The sequence below is a fragment of the Streptomyces sp. DG2A-72 genome, from assembly GCF_030499575.1.
GTDB lineage: Bacteria > Actinomycetota > Actinomycetes > Streptomycetales > Streptomycetaceae > Streptomyces.
Genome location: NZ_JASTLC010000001.1, coordinates 7,956,814 through 7,980,229 on the forward strand (window position 1 = coordinate 7,956,814; position 23,416 = coordinate 7,980,229).

Sequence of the window (23,416 nt, forward strand, 5' to 3'; positions counted from 1 at the left end):
TCCTTGAAGTGCCGTCGGACCGCGGCCTCGGCCCGACTCCCGTCCTCCACAGACTGCCTCGCGCCGTTGTCGTACGCGAGCCGTACTCTGGGCCCCATGCAGAGCGCGCCGGACCGGCACGAGTACCCCGCCCACTGGGAAGCCGACGTGGTGCTGCGCGACGGCGGCACCGCGCGCATCCGCCCCATCACCGTTGATGACGCCGAGCGCCTGGTCAGCTTCTACGAGCAGGTCTCGGACGAGTCGAAGTACTACCGCTTCTTCGCGCCCTACCCGCGTCTGTCCGCCAAGGACGTCCACCGCTTCACGCACCACGACTTTGTGGACCGGGTGGGACTCGCGGCCACCATCGGCGGCGAGTTCATCGCCACCGTACGCTATGACCGCATCGGCGCCGAGGGGCTGCCCGCGTCGGCGCCGGCCGACGAGGCCGAGGTCGCCTTCCTGGTGCAGGACGCCCATCAGGGGCGCGGTGTCGCCTCCGCCCTCCTCGAGCACATCGCCGCCGTCGCCCGTGAGCGCGGCATCCGTCGCTTCGCCGCGGAGGTGCTGCCCGCCAACTCCAAGATGATCAAGGTGTTCACGGACGCCGGGTACACCCAGAAGCGCAGCTTCGAGGACGGCGTCGTACGCCTGGAGTTTGACCTCGAACCCACCGACCGATCGCTCGCCGTGCAGTACGCGCGCGAGCAGCGCGCCGAGGGGCGGTCCGTGCAGCGGCTGCTGATGCCCGGCTCCGTCGCCGTCATCGGCGCCGGCCGCACCCCCGGCGGCGTGGGCCGCAGCATCCTCGGCAACATCCGGGACGCCGGGTTCACGGGCGGTCTGTACGCCGTGAACAGGGCCCTCCCCGAGGAGCTCAAGGACCTCGACGGGGTGCCGGCCTACCGCTCCGTGCGGGACATCGAGGGGCCCGTCGATCTCGCGGTCGTCGCCGTGCCCGCGGACCATGTCCCCGAGGTCGTCACCGAGTGCGGCGAGCACGGCGTGCAGGGGCTCGTCGTGATCTCCGCCGGGTACGCCGAGAGCGGTCCGCAGGGGCGCGAGCGGCAGCGGGAACTCGTACGGCACGCGCGCGCGTACGGCATGCGGATCATCGGCCCCAACGCGTTCGGGATCATCAACACGTCCGACGGCGTACGGCTGAACGCGTCCCTCGCTCCCGAGATGCCCCGCCCCGGCCGCATCGGGCTCTTCGCCCAGTCCGGCGCCATCGGGATCGCGCTGCTGTCCCGGCTGCACCGGCGCGGGGGCGGCTTCACCGGGGTCACGGGCGTGTCCACCTTCGTGTCGTCCGGCAACCGGGCGGACGTGTCCGGGAACGACGTGCTCCAGTACTGGTACGACGACCCGGACACCGACGTCGTCCTCATGTACCTGGAGTCCATCGGCAATCCCCGCAAGTTCACCCGGCTCGCCCGGCGTACGGCGGCGGCGAAGCCGTTGGTCGTCGTGCAGGGTGCGCGGCACGGAGGTGCGGCGCCGCAGGGGCATGCGGTGCGGGCGACGCGGTTGCCGCATGCCACGGTGTCCGCGCTGCTGCGGCAGGCGGGGGTGATCCGGGTGGACACGATCACCGAGCTGGTCGATGCGGGGCTGTTGCTCGCGCGTCAGCCGCTGCCTGCGGGGCCTCGGGTGGCGATCCTGGGGAACTCGGAGTCGTTGGGGTTGCTGACGTACGACGCGTGTCTCTCCGAGGGGTTGCGACCGCACGCTCCGCTGGATCTGACGACGGGAGCTTCGGCGGACGACTTTCATGCAGCGCTGGCGAGGGCGTTGGCCGACGACACGTGCGATGCGGTGGTGGTGACCGCGATACCGACAGTGGGGGAGGGGCAGGCGGGGGATGCGGCGCTGGCGGAGGCTTTGAGGTCGGCTGCGGCGGAGGTTCCCGGGAAGCCGGTGTTGGTGGTGCATGTGGAGCTCGGGGGGCTTGCTGAGGCGTTGTCGGCTGCGGCCAGTACTGCACCACAGGCGGGTTCAGCCGAACCCGGTGCTGCAGGCGGGGCCCACCCTCCCCCACTCTCGGCTTCGCTCGAGCGGGGGGACCCCCATCTCCCTGCGGAACGACTGCCCACCGCGGGGGCGGCAGCTGAGGAAGCTGGGCTCATCCCCGCCTACCCCGCCGCCGAGCGTGCCGTCCGTGCCCTCGGCGAAGCCGTGAAGTACGCGCAGTGGCGGCGTGATGCCGCCGAACCCGGCAAGGTGCCGGAGTACGAGGACATCGATGAGAAGGGTGCTGCCCAGCTGATCGACGGGCTGTTGGCGCGGGGGCAGGGGCTGACCCTGGGGACCGAGGAGACGTGTGAGCTGCTCGGGAAGTACGGGATCGGGGTCCAACGGGCTCTCCCCGCGCTGTCACCCGATGACGCCGCCGTGGCCGCCGACGCCCTCGGCTACCCCGTCGCCCTCAAGGCCACGGCCCCGCACCTGCGGCACCGGGCCGATCTGGGCGGCGTACGGCTGGATCTGGCGGACGAGGAGCAACTGCGCAGGGCGTACGCCGAGTTGACGGAGCTGTTCGGTAGGGCGGAGGAGCTGCGGCCGGTGGTGCAGGGGATGGCGCCGCGCGGGGTGGACACCGTCGTACGGGCGGTGATCGATCCGGCGGCCGGGGCGGTGCTGTCGTTCGGGCTCGCCGGGGCCGCCTCCCAGCTGCTCGGCGACACGGCGCACCGGATCGTCCCGGTCACCGACCGGGAGGCGGCCTCGCTGGTGCGGTCGATCCGGACGGCACCGCTCCTGTTCGGCTGGCGCGGCTCGACGCCGGTCGACACCCCGGCCCTGGAGGAGCTGCTGCTGCGGGTGTCGCGGCTGGTGGACGACCACCCGGAGGTCGTCGCGGTGACCCTGGAGCCGGTCGTCGTGGCCCAGCGCGGAGTCAGCGTGCTCGGGGCGTCCGTGCGGCTGGCACCCCCGCCCGCCCGCGACGACCTCGGCCCGCGAACGCTTCCGGTGTATTAGAGAGCGGCCTGTACGGGAGGCGGGCATGCATGAGAGACCGGCGTGACCGGTGCCTCGCAGTCGGTGGGCCCCCGTAGGATGGCGTCATGGCCAAGACCAGTACGACGACCCAGGGGCTGCGAGCGGCGATCGAGCGCAGCGGCTACTACCCGGCCCTCGTGGCCGAGGCGGTGGAGGCCGCTGTGGGCGGCGAGCCCATGCGGTCGTTCCTGGTCCACCAGGAGACGACGTTCGACCAGAACGAGGTGCGGCGGCATGTGACGGTGCTCGTCCTCACCGGCAACCGCTTCATCGTCAGCCACACCGATGAGCAGGCGGCCGACAGCACCTCGCCGACGCCGTACGCCACGACCTCCACCGAGTCGGTCAAGCTCAGCCGGATCTCGTCCGTCGTGGTCAGCCGGGTCGTCGCCAACCCGGAGTCGTACACGCCGGGCAAGCTGCCCCGCGAGGTCGTGCTGACCATCGGCTGGGGCGCCGTCTCCCGGCTCGACCTGGAGCCCGCCGCCTGCGGTGACCCCAACTGCGAGGCCGACCATGGCTACACGGGCAGTTCGACGGCCGACGACCTCAGCCTGCGGGTCAGCGAGGCCGGCGACGGCCCGGAGACGGTCCGCCAGGCTCTCGCCTTCGCCCAGTCGCTCTCCGAGGCGATCGCGGATCTCGACAGCTGATGGTTCAGCCAGCCTGGGACACCCACCCGGAACCCCTCACCGTCGACTCCGCCCCCCGGCCCGAGTACGGCAGCGGCTCACTCGCCGACCTGCTCCCCACGCTGGCCGCCGGCATGGACGTACCCGGAATGACCGCGGCCATTGAGGAGCTGACCGCGGCCGACCGCAACTGCGTGTTCCTGATCGACGGCCTCGGCTGGGAGCAGCTGAAGGCGCACCCGCAGGACGCGCCCTTCATGACCTCCCTCATCAGCAGCTCGCGCGGGGGCACGGGCCGTCCGCTCACCGCCGGATACCCGGCGACCACCGCGACCTCCCTCGCCTCCGTCGGCACCGGCCTGCCGCCGGGCGCCCACGGCCTGCCCGGATACACCGTCCGCAATCCGGCCACCGGCGAGCTGATGAACCAGCTGCGCTGGCATCCGTGGACCGCGCCGCGCCCCTGGCAGCCGTACCCCACGGTCTTCCAACTGGCCCAGGACGCGGGCGTGCACGCGGCTCAGGTGACCTCTCCCGCCTTCCAGAACACCCCGCTGACGAAGGTGGCGCTCAGCGGCGGAACGTTCCACGGGCGGCTGACCGGCGAGGACCGCATGGATCTCGCGGCCGAGCAACTGGCCGCCGGCGACCGCGCGCTCGTCTACACGTACTACGCCGAACTCGACGGCGCCGGCCACCGCTTCGGCGTCGACTCCGACACCTGGCGCGGCCAGCTGATGTACGTCGACCGGCTGGTCCAGCGCCTCGCCGAGCAACTGCCGCCGCGCACCGCGCTGTACGTCACCGCGGACCACGGCATGATCGACATCCCCTTCGACGAGCAGCACCGCATCGACTTCGACGAGGACTGGGAACTGCGCGCCGGCGTCGCCCTGCTGGGCGGCGAGGGCCGCGCCCGCCACGTCTACGCGGTGCCGGGCGCCGAGAACGACGTACTGACCTGCTGGCGCGAGGTGCTCGGCGAGCAGTTCTGGGTGGCGTCGCGGGACGAGGCGCTCGCGGCGGGCTGGTTCGGGCAGCCCGGGGAATGCGACGAGCGGGTGTACGACCGGATCGGCGACGTCGTCGCGGCGGCACGGGACGACGTACTGATCATCGCCTCGGAGCGGGAGCCGAAGGAGTCGGCGATGGTCGGCAACCACGGCTCGATGACCCCTGCCGAGCAGCTGGTCCCGCTGCTCGAAGTACGCTCCTGACGCCCACTCTCGTAGATCCTTGCCGAAAGGTGCTCAACTCCCCATGCCCGAGCTGGTGTTCTTCTCAGGGACGATGGACTGCGGGAAGTCAACTTTGGCGCTACAAATCGAACATAATCGATCGGCGCGTGGTCTGCAGGGGCTGATCTTCACGCGTGACGACCGTGCGGGTGAGGGCAAGCTGTCGTCGCGTCTGGGGCTGGTGACCGACGCGGTGGAGGCCGGGCCGGGGCTGGATCTGTACGGGTATGTGGTGGAGCAGTTGTCTCGGGGTGGCCGGGTCGACTACGTGATCGTGGACGAGGCCCAGTTCCTGCTGTCCGGGCAGATCGACCAACTGGCCCGGATCGTGGACGACTTGGAGCTGGACGTCTTCGCGTTCGGCATCACCACTGACTTCCGGACGAGGCTTTTCCCTGGCTCCCAGCGTCTGATCGAACTTGCCGATCGTCTGGAGACTTTGCAGGTCGAGGCGATGTGCTGGTGCGGTGCGCGGGCCACGCACAATGCACGCACCGTGGGTGGAGAGATGGTCGTCGAGGGGGAGCAGGTCGTCGTGGGCGACGTGGCTCAGTCGGCGGCGGAGGTCGGGTACGAGGTGCTCTGCCGACGTCATCACCGCAGGCGGATGACGAGCGCCACGGCGCGGGCGGCGGCGCTGTCGCCGGACGTGCTGCCGATCACCGCCACTTGACCTCCGGCCGGCGAGAAGCGCGTCGACTTGCCTGTCGGCCGCTGGCCATGGGGGAGCGAGTGTTGGGGAGCGGGAGGCTCTGGGCCGTGGGTTCAGGAGGGGCGGCCTTGGCCGCAGGTTTGAATCCTGGGCGGAAGTCGCAAACATGGGAAGCCGGATCGACGCCGGGCAGGGGCGGATCATTGGTGGTGACGATCCCTGTCGCACTCCGAATGTGGTGCCGCCGGGGGAGTCGTGCCTCTGCGCAGGTTCGATGCCGACACGGGTGGTCATGTGTCTCCCTGGGGCTGCCCGGAGTGGGAGGCGGAGTCACGGGTGAGGGCGATGTCGTGTGGACCGGCGGACGGGACGGCGTCCGCGGTGCCGGGGGCGATATCGCCGTCGAACCGGTCGGTGAGGCAGTGCGCCAGCAGGCCGAGCGCGTCCCGTACGGCGGGATCGCCGATCCTGGTGCATAGGTCCCGCGCCTCAAGCAGGTGCTCGGGGCGGCAGTGCAGAAGCGGGCGCTCCAGGAGGGCGCGGGCGGCGGGCAGGTGAGGGCTGTGCACCTCGAAGCTCTTGCTGCCAGACGCCGCGATCGTGACGAACATGTCCTGGCCCGGAGACAGGGTGAGCAGCTGCCTGTACGCCGGCCACAGCGAACGGGGCGGAAGCCAGGGCAGGTCGTCGGTCACCCCGGGGTTGTACGCGCGGGCGGCGAAGGCGTCGTCGAGGACCGGCACCCGCCACCTGGAGAGGGGCCAGCCGTCACGGAGCTTGCCCAGGCGCCGTTCGACGAGGCTTGGGGCACCGTCGGGCGGGAACTCCCAGATCTCGGTGACCTCGTTCTCGGGCGGGGAGGCCAGACAGTGCAGCACCAGCACGTCCGGGGCAAGGAAGGAGAGCGCGGGGTGGTGGCGCGCGGTGCCGTCGGAGGTTTCGTACGCCGTCGTCTTGGCCAGGATGTCCCCGTCCTCGCTCGCCATGTACACCTGTCCTCTGCTGACGAACGCGAGGAGACGGGCCCCGGGCAGCGTCGCCAGGGCGGAGTACACGGAGTACGTCGACAGCCTGTCGCTCCCGGTGAATTGCGGCAGCGGCCGGTGTCGCAACCCGTCCGCGCCGGGGTCGAGGAAAGCCGGTCCCTCGGGACACAGCACCACCGCGCCGCGGCTCGTGCGCCGCAGGCGCGCCATACTCGCGGGCCCGCCGACGCGCTCGTTTGCGGGAAGGATCCGGAGAATCCGGTCGCGCCTCTTCGCCGCGACCGTGATCAGCACCTCGTCGCCGAGGTGCAGGACCGAGTCGCCGGTCTCCGTTCCCCACAGGTCGCTTCCGCTGAAGCGGGGCGTGACCTCGCCCTCGCCTGTGCCGATCCGGAGTGTCTCCACATGGAGTTCGGTGGTCCCTCCAAACCTCCATCGGAGGTACCTCAGGGCGAGTTCGGAGGTGTCCGGCGAGAAGGAGGCGCCGTGGAGGCTGCTGTTGACCGGAAGGTCATGGGAGATCCTTCGGTATTGCGGCAACCGGTCGGTCAGGGCCCGCAGCGGGCCGGGTGAGGCCCTCGCGAGCAGTTCCACGGCCTCCGCGGTGCGCTCCCGCGCGGGCAGCAGCCGGGCCGCCGTGACCGCCTTGGGCAGGGGCAGGTCGCGGGTGAGGCGGCGTAGCTCCGCCCACTCCTGACGCTCCGCCAACTGGTGGCCGAGATAGTCGAGTTCGTCGTACGACAGCTCCGCGACGCGGTCGCGCCGGTCGCCGGAGACCACCACCCGGACGACGTCGGCGTTCCCGTCGGCGGCCATAACCGTACGCAGCCGCTCGCGCACCTCCCCGGCCGCCGCCCGGTATCCCAGGGCCAGCAGGGAACCGTCCGGATCCAGCGCCTGCCGCTGGGCGTGTTGTCCGATCAGGGTCAGGTAGGCGGCCCGGTCGGCGGGTTGCTCGGGGGCGGCTGCCAGCAGGTCGAGGACGTCGGGTTCGGGCAGTTCGGCGGTGCGTACGGCGTCTTGCGCGGCAGGGTCGCCCTCCGCGCACGCCCGTACCAGGCGGCGCCAGGCGAACCGGGCGAGCGGGCCTCGGGAGCCGTCGCGGCGGCGACGCAGGGCGCGGTCACTCCAGGGGGCGGTGCGCATCGGTGGCGTATCCCCTCTCTCCCCGTGTCTCTCCCAGCGCAATCGCGTCGCCGGGTGGCGCGTCCGGCGGGACGCCGATTCCGATGTCGTGGCGGAAGCGGTGTTCCAGGCAGGCCCGCAGCAGGGTCAGCACCGCGCGGGACTCCTGGTCGAGGGCGGGGTTCTGCTCGACCGCGATCACGTCCGCCAGGTTGTGCCGCGTCATCAGGCCCAGGGGCCGGGCGACGAACGGGGGCAGGGTGAGGACGCCGAGGGCGTACAGGTTGATCGCGTTGTGCTTGTCGTCCACGGCGAGTACGTCGCCTCGCGGTGACAGCCGTGCCTCGGTCGCCGCGTCCTGGCTTCCGACGAGGGCGATGCTCGCGGAGACGGGATGGTGCTCGTCCCGGGTCGGCGGGACGTCGAGGAGCTGCAGATGTGCCCGGGTGACCGCCAGGAAGCGGTTCAGCGCGGGCGACCAGAAGACGGCGCTGGGGCGCTCCCGTAGCAGCCCTCCCTTGCCATAGCGCAGCCGGGGGCCGGTCGTCGCCGGTGGACCCACTGCGGTGAGCGGGTCGTGCCACACGTGCAGACGGCCCTCGAAATCGCAGCTGATCAGGGTCGCAGGCGACAGGGCGGCCTGCCATGTGGCATTGCTCCGGGGCGAGCCGTCCGCGCCCTTGGGCAGTCTGTTCGCCTCGGCACCGCCGAGCCGGACGAGCACGCCCTCGTTGTCGTCGAACACGGCGATCAGCCGGCCTTCCGGATCCACCGCGGTGGCTCTCGGATGGATGCCGTCGACACCACCGAGTCCGGCCGGCGGCACGTCGGAGTCGGCGGTGAGCACCGTGCACCCCGCGGGGCGGTCCGTGGACACGATGAAGGACCGGTCTCCGGCGACGCGCTCCAGGGCGAGGATCTCGCCCGCTCCGAAGCCGGGCTCTGTTCGCACACCGTTGTGGTCGGCGAGGTGGATGCGCATCGTGTGGTCGACATCCGCGGTGGCGAGGAAGGACTCCGGGTCGTACTCCGCGACCGCGACCGTGTCGGAGCCGAGATGAGCGACGTACCCCAGCGGATAGGTGAAGCCCGTGTGGAGCTGCGAGAGTGTTCTGCCGGTGAGGTCCACGATTCCGGCGACGTCGTCCGTGGCGCCGGGCGGGAGGCCTTCGACGGAACCCGAGCCGATGAAGGCGAGTTGGGTGCCGTCCGGCGCGAAGTCGAAGGTGCGGAAGACGTCGATCCGCTCGTCGAGCTCTTCGGGCCTGATCCGGGTGTGCGGGGTGTCCCAGGACGACGGTACGGCGGACCAGGCGTCCACGCGGTCCCGTACGGCGGCCGGGTCCACGGCACGCAGCGCCTCGAACAGCCGGCGGTCGTCCTCACCGGCCGGCCGCCAGGCGCCGAACGCGCGGACCGTGCCGACGGCTTCGGCCAGCGGCAGCAGCGGGGTGATCCGCTAGAGCCCGGCCCAGTCGCGTCGGTCAGTCAACTGCCGTACCGCGTACGCCCGTTCCTGCTCGTCCAAGGCGGTGGCGGTGGGCTGCGTGGCGTCGCCCGCCAGCACCCGTAGAACGTCGAGGCCGCCGAGCCCGGTCATCGCTTCCCGCAGCGCCGAGCGCTCCTCGGACGGTGCGCCGCGGTAGCCGAGCGCCAGCAGCACGCCGTCGGGATCCAACGCCCGGTAATGGCTGTGCTGTCCGGTGCGGACGAAGAAGACGACGCGCTCCACCTCGCCGGCGGGAGCCAGCCCCCGCGCCACGCAGAAGGCGATCGCCTCCGGTACATCCCGGTCCACCGCCGCCGCACAGAACAGGTCTACGGCTTCGGGGTCACCCGACGTGAGGAGGCGGGCGCGGGCGCGTTCCCCGAGGGGGTGAGTGAAGCGGAGGGCGGCGTCGGCGAGGACGTCCGAGGGGAGCGGGATGGTGTCCTGGGGCTGGGGCTCGCTGGGTGTCTCGACGGGTGCCTTGCCGGGTTTCTCCTCGGGCATCGCGCCGCTCCCGCCCTCCGGTTGCCGTGCGCGGGTAGGCGTGGGCGAGAGTGCCAGTCGGCTGTGGGCCCACGTCCGGGGATCCGTGGGCGTCGCGGCACGCGCCCAGCCCTCCAGCAGCGACCACAGTGCCGGATCGTGGGCGTTCAGCCAGTCATGCCAGGCCGCGTCAACGACCGCGTCGGGCACCGGCGTCGCGGTCTCCAGGAGCAGGGGCACGGCCGGGGTGCTCCAGCGGGCCGGGGCCGGTCCGGACACCGCGGGGTCCAGCCAGGCCCGCCACACTGCCTCGGCACCCTGGGATCTGACGGCCCGGGCGAGCGGGCGCGTGACCCCCGGTGCGCCGGAAGCGGCCGCGCGCAGCACGCGCCGCGTGGCCCACCGGATCGGGAGGGAGCCCTTCGGGAGCGCCGACCGCAGCACGAGCGCGGCGGTGCGCAGGTCCATGTGCCGCGGATCCGTGTGTCTTGGTCCCGTGCGCCGCGACTCCACACGCCTCATTCCCACGCCCCTCACCCCTCACCTCTCCTGTCCCTCGCCGAGCCCTCGCTCCCCGCCGAGTGCGATGTCCGTGGCCCCGCCTGCCACCACGGGCCGCGCCGACCCCAGTCCGATGTCGTGTCCGAAGCGTTCCTCCAGGCCGTACTGGAGACGGCGGAGGGCGTCTCGCACCGCCGGGTCGCCGATCCTCGGCAGCAACTCCTGAACCTTCCGGAGCTGTTGCGGATCACCGTGTGCCGGCGGCCGTCGCAGCAGCTCGCGTGCGACAGGGAGGATCTCGTCACGGATGCCCACGCTGCCCACTCAGAACTCTCCTTCCGCGCCGACCGGCTAGGCCATGCCGGTGAACGTCACCGTCGCGTCGCCGGCGACGGTGACGTCCAACTACGGTACGGCGGTCAGGTCACCGGCGTGCAGCGGCCGGTGCGCAGCCAGTACTCCTTGTTCGACGAGCCCCGCAGCCCCCGGGCCAGCTGGAGCCGCGGGTTGTAGCGTCCGGCGATCACCAGATCGGCGTCGGCGACGGCCGCCGACCGGGCCGCGTCCACCTCGATGCCGGCGCGGGAGAACCCGCTCAGCACGATTACCGACAGGCTGCCCCAGCGGCTCGCCGCCGGTCAGGGTGACGCCGTCGATGTGCGCGGCGTCGGCCAGCGCCTCCTCGGCCACCCCGTCGGCCGTAGGCACGAGAGCGGAGCCGGCTGCCGAGTGGGTCTCGGGATTGAAGCACCCCGGGCAGCCCAGGGCGCACCCCTGGCTCCAGACGACGAACCGGACCCTCGAGCCCTTGGCGGCACTTCGGGGCACGACGGCATGCACCGCCACGGCGTGCGCGGGCCGCTCACCCCTGCCACAGGCGGTCCTGCTCCTCGGCCGCGCCCTGCTGGTAGGCCTCCTCGGTGAGCACCTGGTGCTCCACCGTTCCACCGAGCAGCCGGACCAACTCGTCGGTGTCCTGCAGACACCGTGTGCCGGAGACCCCTTGGACGTGCACCTCCACGGTGCCGTCCGCCGCGATGACGACCTCGATACTCTCCTCCGCCATCAACTCACCCTTCACCCGGGGGAAATGACTCCACTCACTATGCGGGGCGGGACTCGGGAGGGGTCCCAGGGGAAGCGGGCGTCATCGGACGGCTTGGTGTCGGTGCCGGAGGCGATGAGGGCGAGGATGGCCCGGACCGTGTACTCCGGCTGGAACACGCCACCGGCGTCTCGCAATCCCCAGATCATGCGCGGGCCCAGATAGAGGAGGAGCAGCGCGGCCGTCACCGTCGCCGTGATGCGGGCGCGACGGCATGCACCCGCCACGGCGTTTGACGTGTGCGGGGCGCTCGGGGGTCATGCCCGGGACCGTACGTCCGAAGCTCCGGGACCCCTCCCAGACGCAGAGTCGCACCATTCGGTGAGCCAGACGTCCTGCGATCGAGGGAGATCAGCATGGGCAACCCGACGTACGCCGCCGGGCCCGTGGTGCCGGAGCCGGCCGAGGGCAGGGCGTACGACCCGCTGGCCGTCGCCCTGGGCAACGCCTCCCTGCTCGGCGTCGGCTGTCTGTTGATGCGGCGGTGGAAGCTCGCCGTCGCCGCCGCAGCCGGCACCGTCATACTCGTCTCCCGGCTCGTGTCGACCGAAGAGGCGTCGTACGAGATCACAGTGCTCGTGTGGTGGGCAGCCGTCATCATCCACGGGTGGTATCTGGCAGGCAGGGGCGCCGACCGGGTCGCCGTACCCCGTCAGCGCCTGGTCACGCTGCCGGTGCTGCTGACCGCGCGGCTTGCGCGGTTCGACGCCTCCCAGATCGGGCAGAGCGTCACCGATGCCCGCGAACGCGGCGATCGCGCAGGGGTGTTGAGCGCCCAGGACGAGGTGTGGTTCGGGCACCGCATCGCCGATGCGCCACTCGCCGCCCGCGGCGACGAAGCCGTATGAGCCTGCGAGCGGCTGCAGACGGCCCGGACCGAGCTGACCACCGGGCTCACCGGGGACACCGAGGCTCTGGAGGACGGCTTCGGCACGCTCGCCTCGGTGCTCGCGGAGCCCGGCAACGACAAGACGGTCGAGACAACCCTGAACGGATTCCTCCGCGGCCTGCCCGCCAAAGACCCCTGCGACACGGTCACCGTCACCGACTGGCTCCGCGACCGGAAGCGGAGCAACGACGTTCTGGACCAGACCTCCGACACGGTCGAACGGATCGAGCCCGCCGCGCTCGTCGGGTGCGCCGACGGCCTCATGGCGGACGACAGCTGGGAGTCGGCCCGCGCACACTACGAGCAGCTGCTCGACCAGTACCCCGACGACGACCTTGCGGACCAGGCCCGGACGGGAGCCAGGAAAGCCACGCTGAACATACATCGAGCTGGCCAACGTCCGCAGCCTGCTCGCGGGCGGCACCGGCGCACAGCCCAAGTACTGCTCCAGCCCGGCGAAGTACAGCGGAGCCAAGCCCATGGGCACCAACCCCGCGCTGTTCTACCCCGACAGCGAGTATGCCATCGACCACTCGGAGAAACTCCCCGGCTCCTGGAAGGCCGACGGCCCCACCGACGCTGTCCTGGTGGTCTGCATGGGCGAGACGACGTTCGGAAGCCCCGTCGAGACCTGCTCGTATTACCAGAGCGGGTCTTCCGGCGCTGTCTCGAACGTGTCCTTCTACAAGATCGCGATCCCGGTAAAGGTGTACGAGTTGCGCACGGGGAAGATCGTCGTCAACCGCACGATCCGGATCAACGGCACGAGTTGCCCGGAGACCATCTACACATCCAAGGACTCGACAAGCGAGTACGTCGTGGAGACCACGTCCGACGTGAAGGCTGCCTTCCGGCCGCTGGTCGTCCGGTGAGCGGTGGCGCGGACCGTGGCTTCGGAGGATGGACGTCCTGGGACGGCTCGCGGGCAAGGCCAGTGAGCATGAGGCCGACGGCCGCAAGGAGCTGTGCTGGTCCAGAAAGGTCTGGAAGGCAGTCGGCGGCGATACCGACCGGAGCGGCTGGTCGTGGTTCTGGTCCTGGAGCCCGTTGATCGGGCTCATCGGGCTGTTCGGGTTCCTCTGTGAACGCGGCGGCCCGAAGACCAACGAGTACGGTCGCATGGACATGCCTGCACGAGTGAAGCGCGTCGCGGCGGTGGTGGTCGCGGGCGTACTGGCCGTCGGCGGTTGTTCGTCGGACAAGGACACGGACACATCCGAGGCCAAGCCGTCACCCGGCGCCTCCAAGCCCGCTGAACCCGCGTCCCCGAGCCCGTCTCCGACCGGCCCACTGCCCAAGGCCAAGGACGGCAAGGACACCGGAGCCTGCAAGGACGGGAACTGCGAAATCCTCGTCACCGAGCCGGTGGCCGTCGTGATCGGCGACGGGTATCTGCACGCGCTTCGAGTCCTCGGAATTCCTGGGCTATGTGAGCTTCGGCAACGGCGGGGAAGCCGCGTTCTCCACAGCGGGCGGCAAGAAGACCACCGTCGACGCCACCGCGGTCAACAAGGATGGCGCCATACTTGAAGTTCAGTACGAAGTAGCTCCGCAGGGGGAGAAAGAGGCTGAAGCTTCCCTTGGACTGGACACCGAACCCGATTGCTCGCGGTCTTCTCGCGGTCGTCGTCCTGCCCTTCGGCGACCTACAGGGTAAACAGGGCACGCCGGTCGCAGCATTTGGCCGTTGTCCAGCTCACCCGGCCGCCATGGCGGAGTGGGCTAGGAACAGCGTCCCTGCGCTGCTGGCCATCTACGCTCGCCGCATTTCGGGATCCCGGTCGTCTGCGACCGCAACGGGCATCAGGAACAAGGCCACTCACACATGGCAGATCGGCCCATCCGCACCCGCCACCATCCCGGGCCAGCGGGCCTCATTCTGAAAGATCAGTAGATGGTGGATGGTCAAGCAAAAGGACGCTGGCTCTCCAGATAGAGCACAACCGTTCGGCGCGCGGACTGCAGGGCGTGATCTTCACGCGCGACGACCGTGCGGGCGAGGGCAAGCTGTCGTCCCGGCTCGGGCTGGTCACGGACGCGGTGGAGGTCGAGGACGGGCAGGACCTGTACGCCTACCTCGTCGACCACCTCTCCCACGGTGGCCGCGCGGACTACGTCATCGCGGACGAGGCGCAGTTCCTCGCGCCGGAGCAGATCGACCAACTCGCGCGCGTGGTCGACGATCTGGGCCTCGACGTCTACGCCTTCGGCATCACGACCGACTTCCGCTCCAAGCTGTTCCCGGGGTCCCAGCGCCTCGTCGAACTCGCCGACCGGGTCGAGGTCCTCCAGGTCGAGGCCCTGTGCTGGTGCGGTGCCCGCGCCACGCACAACGCCCGCACGATAGGCGGCGCGATGGTCGTCGAGGGTGCCCAGGTCGTCGTCGGCGACGTCAACCAGGCCGACGACATCGGCTACGAGGTCCTGTGCCGCCGCCACCATCGCCGCCGTATGACCGCGGCGACGGCACACGCGGCGGCGCTGTCACCGGATGTCCTGCCGGTTTCGTCGGCCTGAGCGAAGCCGTACCGAGCCGCACCGCCGGTCTCACCGACCTGAGCTCAGGCCGGGCTCTGGACCAGGCAGAACCTGGCGCCCTCGGGGTCCGCGACCGTGGCCACGCGGCCGTGTTCGGTGTCGTGGGCCGGCTTGAGGACATGCCCGCCGAGGTCGGCGACCTGGGCGAGGCTCTCGTCCGTGTCGGCGACTTCGAAGTACGTCACCCAGTGCGGACCCCGGTCACGGGGCAGGGAGTTGCCGACGCCGTGGATACCGGCGACCGGGCGGCCGTCGATGAGCAGGGTCACGTGGTCGAAGTCGGCGGAGACCACCGGCTCCTCGTCGTAGGCGAACACGGTCTCGTAGAACTTGGCGACGCTCGCCGACTCGAAGGTCAGCAGGTCATGCCAGGCCGGAGTGCCGGGCACCCCGGCGATGGCCGTGCCGCGATGCGCCGCCGCCTGCCACACGCCGAAGACCGCGCCCGACGGATCCGAACCGATCACCAGCCGCCCGGCCTCCTCCGCGTCCAGCGGGCCCACCCCGACGGTGCCGCCGCACAGCCGTACCGTCTCGGCGGTCAGATCGACGTCGTCCGAGGCCAGGTAGGGCGTCCAGGCGATGGGGAGATGCCGGTCCGGCGGGAGCTGGCCGATGCCGGCCACTTCACAGCCGTCGAGCAGCGCCCGCACATAGGGGCCGAGCTGCCGGGGGCCGGGCCGGAACTCCCAGCCGAACAGAGCCCCGTAGAACTCCTGGGTCGTGGCCAGTCCGTGCGCCATCAGACTCACCCAGCAGGGCGTGCCGGGCGCGTGCGTTTCGCCGTTCGGGCCGGCCGACCCCCGTGCCTCGGTCATCGTCACTCTCTCCTCGACCCCTTGCGGCAGCCGTGTCGCCGCCGCTCTGCGGACCCCCGTGCCGATGCTCGCACCCCCGTGGGACCGCGCGCTCCGGGCGCGCCGCCGTCTTTGCGGCCCATGCCCGGAGAATGACCGGTGTGCGGTTCCTCGCCCATTTCGGTGCGATTGCCGACGGATGTCGATCTGCTGTACAGCATGTGCCCGATCCCGTACGCCTCGTGATCGGGGCTGTACGGCCGAGCAGAGTAGCCGGACATGGACGACGCGGCCACCCCATACGCAAGGATGGTGGCCATGAACGCCATCATCTTCGCAACCGAACTCGCGAGCGAGCTGGCGGGAGTGACCCCGCCCGTCCTGCTCGATGTCCGCTGGCAGCTGAGCGTGGCCAAGGCGGCCGGCGAACCGCCCTTCGACGGACGGGCCGAGTACGAGGCCGGGCACCTCCCCGGCGCGGTCTACGTCGATCTGGACCGGGAACTCGCGTCGGCACCGGGCGAACGCGGCCGGCATCCGCTGCCCGACATGGCGGAATTCGGTACGGCCATGCGCCGGGCCGGTGTCTCGTCATCGGTCCCCGTGGTCGTGTACGACGGCGGCCAGGGCTGGGCCGCGGCACGCGCCTGGTGGCTGCTGCGCTGGACGGGGCATCCGGAGGTGCGGGTCCTCGACGGCGGGCTGCCCGCTTGGCAGGGCCCGCTGGAGACGACCGTGCCCGTGCCGGCCGAGGGCGATTTCCAGCCGGTGCCGGGGGCGGTGGACATGCTGGATGCCGATGGGGCCGCGGCGTTGGCACGGAGCGGCGTGCTGCTCGACGCGCGGGCGGGGGAGCGGTACCGGGGAGAAGTGGAGCCGATCGATCCGGTAGGTGGGCACATTCCGGGCGCCGTGTCCGCGCCCACGAACGAGAACGTGGCGCAGGACGGCCGCTTCCTCGCCGCGGACGAGCTCCGGGCCCGGTTCAAGACTCTGGGTGTGTCCGAGGACGGCCCGGAGGTCGGCGTGTACTGCGGTTCGGGAGTCTCCGGCGCCCATGAGGTACTCGCCCTGGCGGTCGCGGGGATTCCGGCGGCGTTGTACGTGGGGTCCTGGTCGGAGTGGTCCGCGGATCCGTCCCGGCCGGTTGCCGTGGGGCCGGATCCTCAATAGCCGTTCAGCCGTACGACAGTGGGGCCCGCGCCTTGGCTCGGCGCGGGCCCCACTCTCGTACGACCGGCTACTCCTGCTTCTTGCGCCGTGTCCCGAACACGATCTCGTCCCAGCTCGGCACCGCTGCCCGGCGGCCGGGGCGGACACCGTCGGCTTCGGCCTGGCGGTCGGTGGAGCCGATCAGGCGGTCGCGGTGGCTGCCGACGGACCGGGGCATGAGGACGTCGGCGTAGGCGGAACCGGCCCCGGCCGAGGCGGCGGGCGCCGGGGGTTCCTCCTCGGCGGGTTCGGGAGCGGCGGGAGGTTCCTCCACCGGCTCCGGCGCCGGGCGTTCCGGGACGACCATGTCGCCGCGGAAGCTCGGCACCGCCTCCAGGAGGCTGGTCAGCGAGTCGCGTTCGCCGGTGCTCTCCACCTCGGGTTCGGGGGAGGGTGACGGCAGCACCGGACGCTCCGGGCGGTCCATCGGGCGATCGCGCGGCAGCCGGGCGATGCGGGGCACGAACGGGAAGCTGGGCTCCGCCGTGGCGAGGTCCTCGGACTCGCCGATCAGCGAGCGCGCCTCCTCGTCGACGGCCTGCACGAGCCGCCGCGGCGGGTCGTACGTCCAGCTCGCCGAGTGCGGTTCGCCCGCGACGAGGTAGACCAGCAGGACTTCCCAGGTGCCGTCGTCACGGCGCCACGAGTCCCACTGGACGCTGTCCTTCTCGGCGCCGCGCAGCAGCAGCCGCTCCTGGACGGTCTCGCCGAGCTGCGGTCCGGCGGCGTTCTCGCCGGGCCTGCGGACGGGTGTCTTGCGGGCCCGCTCGGCCATGAAGGCGCGCTCGGCCAGCACCGGGCCCTCGAAGCGGCGTACGCGGTCGACCGGAATTCCGGCCATCTGTGCGACCTCTTCCGCGGTCGCACCCGCACGTATGCGCGCCTGGATGTCACGGGGGCGGAGATGGCTCTCCACCTCGATCTCGATCTGGCCGAGGCGCGGCCGGTCGCCGCGCACGGCGGCGCGCAGCCGTTCATCAATCGGGAGGGTGTACTCCGTCGAGTCGGCAGCCTTGAGCACCAGCCGTGTGCCGTCATTGGAGACGGCCACGACACGCAGTTCGGGCATGGGGACCTCCCGGGTGGTGCCTGCCGACGTCACGTGCGTCGCTGCTTCCGCTAGTCGAGTGTGGCCTGCCCGGGTGCAGCCTGCCACAACCTTGCCGAGTTGCCCGGCGTGTCGGGCCAGGGCCCTGGATCGCCGTTATGGCACGGTTACCTATTCGCAACGCTAAGTGACATACTCCGTCACCCTGTGCAACTAGCCCCCTCACGGCGGTCCTTGAAGGCCACGGACGCCCTGGCGGGAGACCGGACCCAGGGCTCGCAACAGTACTCCATTCGGGCCACGTGCGTGGATTGGCTCGCCGCCCAACTTCTGGCAAGGGGTCGGACTTGGTCGTCCGGGCGCGGGTTTTCGGGATCTCGAACGTGGCGCACTTCACGCAATCGGCGGAAACGGAACCAATGGCTTCGCGCCTGCGTCACGAGTCGGCTACGACCCCAGCACCCTCCGCAAGTAGTCGTTCTGGAACCGCCGTTCGGGATCGAGCCGATCCCGCAACGCCGTGAACTCACCGAACCGGGGGTAGACCGCGGCGAAGTACTCGGCGTCCCGGGTGTGCACCTTGCCCCAGTGCGGCCGGCCCTCGTGGGCGGTGAAGATGCGTTCGGCGGCGGTGAAGTACGCCTGATAGGGCGTCCCCTTGAACATGTGGACGGCGATGTAGGCGGTGTCGCGGCCGGACGCCGTGGAGAGCGTGATGTCGTCGGCGGGGGCCGTGCGCACCTCGACCGGGAAACTGATCCTCAGGCCGGATCGGTCGACCGTCGTCTTCAGTTCGCGCAGCGTCTCGACGACGGCCTCGCGCGGAACGGCGTACTCCATCTCCACGAAGCGCACCCGGCGCGGAGAAGTGAAGACTTTGTAGGGAATGTCGGTGTAAGTCCGCGCGGACAGCGCCTTGCTGGAGATCTGGGCGATCGCCGGGACGGTGGCGGGCACCGCGCGGCCGGCCCACTGGGCCACCTGGAAGACGCCGTTGGAGAGGAACTCGTCCTCGAACCAGCCCGCGAGCTGCCCCACCGGCTGTTCCGGGCCCGCGCTGCGGTTGTTGCGCTTGGTGTTGGTGTTGCCGGTGTGCGGGAACCAGTAGAACTCGAAGTGCTCGTTCTCCGCCCAGAGTTCGTCGAACCGGCTGGTGACCTGGTCCAGACTCATCGGCTCCTCACGGGCCGTGAGCAGGAAGATCGGCTCCACGGCGAAGGTGATCGCGGTGATGATGCCGAGGGCGCCCAGGCCTGTGCGCGCGGCCGCGAAGACCTCCGGATGCTCTTTCTCCGAGCAGGTGAGCAGTGAGCTGTCGGCCGTGACCAGCTCAAGGCCCTTGATCTGGGCGGCTATCGAGGCCGAGTCGCGGCCGGTGCCGTGGGTGCCGGTGCTGGTGGCTCCGGAGACCGTCTGCTCCATGATGTTGCCCATGTTCGTGAGCGACAGGCCCTCACGGGCGAGAGCCATGTTGAGTCTCTTGAGCGGGGTGCCGGCCTCCACCGTGACGGTCCCCGCTTCGCGATCAATATTGCGGATGCCGGTCAACAGTTGAGGGCGGATCAACACACCGTCTGTGGCGGCAACGGACGTGAACGAATGCCCGGAACCGACGGCCTTCACCGTCAGCCCGTCCTCCGCCGCTTTCCGTACGGCCGCGGCCAGTTCGTCCACGGAGGCGGGTTCGACCTGCCGCGCCGGCCGGGCGGCGACGGTGCCGCCCCAGTTACGCCACGTGCCGTTCCTGCCGCTCACTGTGGTGCTCAACGGTGCCTCCCCGCCGTGGAGCCGGCCTGCTGAGCCGGCGGTACCCGAGGAAACCGACCGCGACCGCGACGGCCCCGGACACCGCCGGAACCCCGTACCCGGCACGCGCTCCGGCCGCGTCGATCACCCAGCCGGCCACGGAGGAGCCGAGTGCGACCCCGACCGCGAGCCCTGTGCTCACCCAGGTCATGCCTTCGGTGAGCTGCGCGCGTGGTACGTGCTCTTCGATGAGGGACATGGTCGTGATCATCGTGGGAGCGATGGACAGACCCGCAACGAACAGCGCCACGGCCAGAAACGGCAAGTTTCCGACCAGTAGGAGGGGGATCATACTCACGGCCATCATGAATACGCCCAGCAGCCAGCGACGTTCGGGCGCCCCATGGAACCGCAGCAGCCCGAACACGGCTCCTGCTGCGCAGGAGCCCGCAGCGTAGATCGCCAGCACGAGGCTGGCTGCGCCCTTGTGCCCCTGCTCCTCGGCGAAGGCCACGGTGACCACGTCGACGGCCCCGAAGATCGCTCCGGTCGCCACGAAGGTGGCCACCAGGACCTGCAGACCGGGTGCGCGCAGCGCGCTGCCGCCGCTGTGGTGCTCGCGCGGATGCGGCTTCGGCTCGGTCGCGCGCTGTGCGGTGAGCCAGAAGACCCCGGCCGCCAGGAAGCAGGCGGCGAGCAGCGGTCCGGCCTCCGGGAACCACGCCGTGGACAGGCCGATGGAGATGATCGGCCCGAAGATGAAGCAGATCTCGTCCACCACGGACTCGAAGGAGTACGCGGTGTGCAACTGCGGGGTGCCCCGGTACAGCGCCGCCCAGCGGGCACGGATCATGGCCCCGATGCTCGGCACGCAGCCGATCCCGACGCAGGCCACGAACAGCACCCAGTCCGGCCACCCGTAGTGCGCGGCGAACAGCAGCAGGGCCGCCGCGACGAGCGACACCAGCGTCGCCGGGCGCAGCACCCGCCGCTGCCCGTACCGGTCCACCAGCCGCGACACCTGCGGGCCCGCGATCGCGGCCGCCAGCGCGATGGTGGCCGACAGGGCGCCCGCCAGCCCGTACCGCCCGGTGATCTGGGAGATCATCGTGACGACGCCGATGCCCATCATCGACAGCGGCATCCGCCCGAGGAAGCCGGCGGCGGAGAAGCCCTTGGAGCCGGGGGCGGCGAACAGGGCGAGATAGGGGCTGGGCACGGGGTCTCCGGTACGGCGGGTGCGGGTGTCCCTCGGCCGGGCACTGGCCCGGCGCGGGCTGGGGTAAGGCGTAAACAGGGCTGATACAGATTACGAGCCATGTCACCCACGTGCACCACCGGGACCGCACTGGTCACCCCGCCGTTTCCCGGCTGTCAGTACCGGGTGGCAGGATCGGGTCATGCCAGACGCGCTCGATGCCACCCCCTATGACGCCCTGCTCCTGCTCTCGTTCGGCGGCCCGGAGGGCCCGGACGACGTGGTCCCGTTCCTGGAGAACGTGACGCGGGGGCGCGGCATCCCCAAGGAACGCCTCAAGGAAGTCGGCCGGCACTACTTCCTGTTCGGCGGGGTCAGCCCGATCAACGACCAGAACCGCGCCCTTCTCGACACCCTCCGCAAGGACTTCGCCGATCACGGCGTTGACCTGCCGATCTACTGGGGCAACCGCAACTGGGCGCCGTACCTGACGGACACCCTGCGCGAGATGGTCGCCGACGGCCGCCGCCGCATCCTGGTCCTCGCCACCAGCGCCTACGCCTCGTACTCGGGCTGCCGCCAGTACCGCGAGAACCTCGCCGACTCGCTCGCCGCGCTTCAGGCCGAGGGTCTGGAGCTGCCGAAGATCGACAAGCTGCGGCACTACTTCAACCACCCCGGCTTCCTGGAGCCCATGATCGACGGCGTGCTCCAGTCACTGGCCGACCTCCCCGAGGACGTCCGGGACGGCGCGCACATCGCCTTCACCACCCACTCGATCCCGACGGCCGCCGCGGACACCTCCGGCACGGTCGAGGACCACGGCGACGGCGGTGCCTACGTCGAGCAGCACCTGGACGTCGCGGAGTTGATCGCTGACGCCGTGCGCGAGCGCACCGGCATCGACCACCCCTGGCAGCTGGTGTACCAGTCGCGCTCCGGAGCCCCCCACATCCCGTGGCTGGAGCCCGACATCTGCGACCACCTCGAGGAACGGCACGCGGCCGGGGCGCCGGCGGTCGTCATGGCGCCCATCGGTTTCGTCTCCGACCACATGGAGGTCCTGTACGACCTCGACACGGAGGCCAAGGCGAAGGGCGAGGAGCTGGGGCTGCCGTTGCGCCGCTCCGCCACCGTCGGCGCCGACCCGCGGTTCGCCGCCGCGATCCGCGACCTCGTCCTGGAGCGGGCCGCCGTCGAGCGCGGCCAGGAGGCCACACCGTGCGCCCTGGGCGCCCTCGGCCCGAGCCACCACCTCTGCCCGGTGGGCTGCTGCCCGGCCCGTGCCCCCCGTCCCGCCGCCGCGGGCGCCGACAGCACGTACGCGTGAGGAGCGCCGTGACCGACCCCCTGCACTCGGACCTGCTCGCCCTGGCGCAGGAGGCCGCCCGACAGGCGGGCGAGCTGCTGCGTGACGGCCGCCCGGCCGACCTCGCGGTCGCCGCCACCAAGTCCAGCCCGATCGACGTGGTGACCGAGATGGACATCGCGGCCGAGAAGCTGATCACCGGGCTGATCGCCGACCGCCGCCCCGACGACGGTTTCCTCGGCGAGGAGGGCGCCTCCGTCGAGGGCGCGAGCGGCATCCGCTGGGTGATCGACCCGCTCGACGGCACAGTCAACTACCTGTACGGGCTGCCCACTTGGGCCGTCTCCATCGCGGCCGAGCAGGACGGCGAGCGAGTCGTCGGTGTCGTCGCGGCGCCGATGCGCGGTGAGACGTACCACGCGATACGCGGCGGCGGCGCGTGGGCCACGGGCGCGTGGGACGGTGAACGGAAGCTGACCTGCCGCCCGGCGCCACCCCTCGACCAGGCCCTGGTCTCGACCGGCTTCAACTACGTCTCCGAGGTCCGCGCCCACCAGGCCGACGTCGCCCAGAAACTCATCCCGCTCCTGCGTGACATCCGGCGCGGCGGCTCGGCCGCGGTCGACCTGTGCGACGTCGCCGCGGGCCGCCTGGACGGCTACTACGAGCGGGGCCTGCACCCTTGGGACCTGGCCGCCGGTGACCTGATCGCCCGCGAAGCAGGCGCGCTGACCGGCGGACGCCCCGCACAGCCCCCGTCGAACGCCCTGACGGTCGCGGCCACACCGGGCGTCTTCGAGCCCCTTCAGCGACTTCTGGAGGACTTCGGCGCCTGGCACGACTGAGCAGGAAACCACGACTGAGCAAGAACCACGTCCCCAAACAACAGTCCCCGGCGCTGGATTCGCCGGGGACTGTCGTCGTGCGCGTGCTGTGGATCAGACGCTGGACGCGCCGACCTCCACACCGTGCTCGGCCGCCAGGCGGCGCAGGTCGTCGAGTTCGCCCTGCTCCACCTCGACGAGGAAGTCGTCGCCCTCGTCACGAGCCCGCGTCAGGTCGGACTCGGTCGCCCTTATGCGCTGCAGAAGTCCTGCGGTGAATGCGTCCATGCTGCGCCCCCTCGTCCTGGGTCGTGGGTCGGTGGCACGGGGGTGTGCCGTTCGGAAGGGGCGATCACGTCTCCTGTGGATGCCCAGCGCTGCCCGGGCTGGGCGGCGACGGTGCCGGACACCCACGTCCGCTCTGCGGAAAGCGGATTGCGGCGCACCGCATGGTGCTGCGGTACATGCAGAGCGTGATCGCGGGGTGTAATCGGTCCTCCCCCCGCTCCCTTCCGCGGAAACCTCAACCGGAGGAGAAAATCTCGTATTCCCGGTCGCCGCACCCTCCTCCAGGGCCCCGGGTCCCCGCCTTACCGCCGACTTATGGCCGAAAAGGGCAGGATGGAGGTCAACAATCCCACGTAGACCCTGCCCGCGTG

23 protein-coding genes and 1 pseudogene are annotated in these 23,416 nt (G+C 71.0%); 11 read left to right on the forward strand and 13 right to left on the reverse strand.

The window, feature by feature from the left end:
* The first annotated feature begins 96 nt into the window (after positions 1-96).
* The 4 genes from QQY66_RS37800 (at position 97) to QQY66_RS37815 (ending at position 5,528) form a co-directional block, all read left to right on the forward strand.
* Positions 97-2,964 carry a bifunctional GNAT family N-acetyltransferase/acetate--CoA ligase family protein gene (locus QQY66_RS37800; protein WP_301984850.1) on the forward strand — a complete coding sequence of 956 codons (2,868 nt, stop codon included), beginning with the start codon at positions 97-99 and terminating at the stop codon, positions 2,962-2,964.
* An 86-nt stretch (positions 2,965-3,050) separates the two neighbouring features.
* Positions 3,051-3,638 (forward strand): DUF5998 family protein, encoded by a 588-nt coding sequence (locus tag QQY66_RS37805; RefSeq protein ID WP_301984851.1) that lies wholly within the window; start codon positions 3,051-3,053, stop codon positions 3,636-3,638.
* On the forward strand, positions 3,638-4,834 hold the full coding sequence (locus tag QQY66_RS37810) for an alkaline phosphatase family protein (RefSeq protein WP_301984852.1): 1,197 nt from the start codon (positions 3,638-3,640) through the stop codon (positions 4,832-4,834). The genes QQY66_RS37805 and QQY66_RS37810 overlap by 1 nt, the downstream gene beginning before the upstream one ends.
* 43 nt (positions 4,835-4,877) lie before the next feature.
* Positions 4,878-5,528, forward strand: coding sequence for a thymidine kinase (locus QQY66_RS37815; RefSeq protein WP_301984854.1), 651 nt, complete (start codon positions 4,878-4,880; stop codon positions 5,526-5,528).
* 269 nt (positions 5,529-5,797) lie between these two features.
* On the opposite strand, the gene QQY66_RS37820 is transcribed toward QQY66_RS37815, so the two are convergent.
* The 8 genes and pseudogenes from QQY66_RS37820 to QQY66_RS37850 form a co-directional block, all read right to left on the reverse strand.
* Complete coding sequence (locus QQY66_RS37820) at positions 5,798-7,639, reverse strand: hypothetical protein (protein ID WP_301984855.1); 1,842 nt, start codon at positions 7,637-7,639, stop codon at positions 5,798-5,800.
* Positions 7,617-8,966, reverse strand: a complete 1,350-nt coding sequence (locus tag QQY66_RS37825) for a hypothetical protein (RefSeq protein WP_301984856.1) — start codon at positions 8,964-8,966, stop codon at positions 7,617-7,619. The genes QQY66_RS37820 and QQY66_RS37825 overlap by 23 nt, the downstream gene beginning before the upstream one ends.
* A 111-nt stretch (positions 8,967-9,077) precedes the next feature.
* Positions 9,078-10,058: a hypothetical protein gene (locus tag QQY66_RS37830; protein WP_301984857.1), complete on the reverse strand. Its 981-nt coding sequence runs from the start codon at positions 10,056-10,058 to the stop codon at positions 9,078-9,080.
* Positions 10,059-10,130: 72 nt separating this feature from the next.
* Positions 10,131-10,415, reverse strand: coding sequence for a hypothetical protein (locus tag QQY66_RS37835; protein WP_301984858.1), 285 nt, complete (start codon positions 10,413-10,415; stop codon positions 10,131-10,133).
* Positions 10,416-10,510: 95 nt separating this feature from the next.
* Positions 10,511-10,693: a hypothetical protein gene (locus QQY66_RS37840; protein WP_301984859.1), complete on the reverse strand. Its 183-nt coding sequence runs from the start codon at positions 10,691-10,693 to the stop codon at positions 10,511-10,513.
* A gap of 28 nt (positions 10,694-10,721) precedes the next feature.
* Positions 10,722-11,039 (reverse strand): annotated as a pseudogene (locus QQY66_RS50565) (4Fe-4S cluster-binding domain-containing protein); the annotation flags it as partial.
* Positions 10,954-11,157, reverse strand: coding sequence for a DUF2997 domain-containing protein (locus tag QQY66_RS37845; protein WP_301984860.1), 204 nt, complete (start codon positions 11,155-11,157; stop codon positions 10,954-10,956). The pseudogene QQY66_RS50565 and the gene QQY66_RS37845, both read right to left, overlap by 86 nt.
* Positions 11,158-11,168: 11 nt before the next feature.
* Complete coding sequence (locus tag QQY66_RS37850; protein ID WP_301984861.1) at positions 11,169-11,423, reverse strand: hypothetical protein; 255 nt, start codon at positions 11,421-11,423, stop codon at positions 11,169-11,171.
* 129 nt (positions 11,424-11,552) lie between these two features.
* Here QQY66_RS37850 and QQY66_RS37855 point away from each other — a divergent pair, with 129 nt between their 5' ends.
* The 4 genes from QQY66_RS37855 to QQY66_RS37870 all read left to right on the forward strand — a co-directional run bounded on the left by QQY66_RS37855 (position 11,553) and on the right by QQY66_RS37870 (position 14,602).
* A complete protein-coding gene (locus QQY66_RS37855; protein ID WP_301984863.1) occupies positions 11,553-12,044 on the forward strand; it encodes a hypothetical protein in 492 nt (163 codons plus the stop codon).
* Positions 12,045-12,564: 520 nt separating this feature from the next.
* The gene (locus QQY66_RS37860; protein ID WP_301984864.1) at positions 12,565-12,957 is read left to right on the forward strand and encodes a hypothetical protein; all 393 of its coding nucleotides are present in this window, start codon (positions 12,565-12,567) and stop codon (positions 12,955-12,957) included.
* Positions 12,958-12,985: 28 nt separating this feature from the next.
* Positions 12,986-13,615 (forward strand): hypothetical protein, encoded by a 630-nt coding sequence (locus QQY66_RS37865; protein ID WP_301984865.1) that lies wholly within the window; start codon positions 12,986-12,988, stop codon positions 13,613-13,615.
* Between the two features lie 390 nt (positions 13,616-14,005).
* The gene (locus tag QQY66_RS37870) at positions 14,006-14,602 is read left to right on the forward strand and encodes a thymidine kinase (RefSeq protein ID WP_301987633.1); all 597 of its coding nucleotides are present in this window, start codon (positions 14,006-14,008) and stop codon (positions 14,600-14,602) included.
* A 44-nt stretch (positions 14,603-14,646) separates the two neighbouring features.
* Here QQY66_RS37870 and QQY66_RS37875 read toward each other — a convergent pair whose 3' ends face one another.
* Complete coding sequence (locus QQY66_RS37875; RefSeq protein WP_301984866.1) at positions 14,647-15,441, reverse strand: VOC family protein; 795 nt, start codon at positions 15,439-15,441, stop codon at positions 14,647-14,649.
* A 297-nt stretch (positions 15,442-15,738) separates the two neighbouring features.
* Between QQY66_RS37875 and QQY66_RS37880 the strand changes: the two genes are divergently transcribed.
* The gene (locus QQY66_RS37880; RefSeq protein ID WP_301984867.1) at positions 15,739-16,593 is read left to right on the forward strand and encodes a sulfurtransferase; all 855 of its coding nucleotides are present in this window, start codon (positions 15,739-15,741) and stop codon (positions 16,591-16,593) included.
* A gap of 67 nt (positions 16,594-16,660) precedes the next feature.
* Here QQY66_RS37880 and sepH read toward each other — a convergent pair whose 3' ends face one another.
* The 3 genes from sepH to QQY66_RS37895 all read right to left on the reverse strand — a co-directional run bounded on the left by sepH (position 16,661) and on the right by QQY66_RS37895 (position 20,645).
* The gene (gene sepH / locus QQY66_RS37885; RefSeq protein WP_301984868.1) at positions 16,661-17,701 is read right to left on the reverse strand and encodes a septation protein SepH; all 1,041 of its coding nucleotides are present in this window, start codon (positions 17,699-17,701) and stop codon (positions 16,661-16,663) included.
* 426 nt (positions 17,702-18,127) lie between these two features.
* Positions 18,128-19,447 (reverse strand): D-arabinono-1,4-lactone oxidase, encoded by a 1,320-nt coding sequence (locus tag QQY66_RS37890; RefSeq protein WP_301984869.1) that lies wholly within the window; start codon positions 19,445-19,447, stop codon positions 18,128-18,130.
* Positions 19,407-20,645 carry an MFS transporter gene (locus tag QQY66_RS37895; RefSeq protein WP_301984870.1) on the reverse strand — a complete coding sequence of 413 codons (1,239 nt, stop codon included), beginning with the start codon at positions 20,643-20,645 and terminating at the stop codon, positions 19,407-19,409. Before QQY66_RS37895 ends, QQY66_RS37890 begins: the two co-directional genes overlap by 41 nt.
* A gap of 181 nt (positions 20,646-20,826) precedes the next feature.
* On the opposite strand from QQY66_RS37895, the gene QQY66_RS37900 reads away from it, so the two are divergent.
* Entirely contained in the window at positions 20,827-21,954 is a 1,128-nt protein-coding gene (locus QQY66_RS37900; protein WP_301984871.1) for a ferrochelatase, read from the forward strand.
* An 8-nt stretch (positions 21,955-21,962) separates the two neighbouring features.
* A complete protein-coding gene (locus tag QQY66_RS37905; protein ID WP_301984872.1) occupies positions 21,963-22,778 on the forward strand; it encodes an inositol monophosphatase family protein in 816 nt (271 codons plus the stop codon).
* A gap of 93 nt (positions 22,779-22,871) precedes the next feature.
* Here QQY66_RS37905 and QQY66_RS37910 read toward each other — a convergent pair whose 3' ends face one another.
* Positions 22,872-23,045 (reverse strand): hypothetical protein, encoded by a 174-nt coding sequence (locus tag QQY66_RS37910; RefSeq protein WP_003997305.1) that lies wholly within the window; start codon positions 23,043-23,045, stop codon positions 22,872-22,874.
* Between the last annotated feature and the right edge of the window lie 371 nt (positions 23,046-23,416).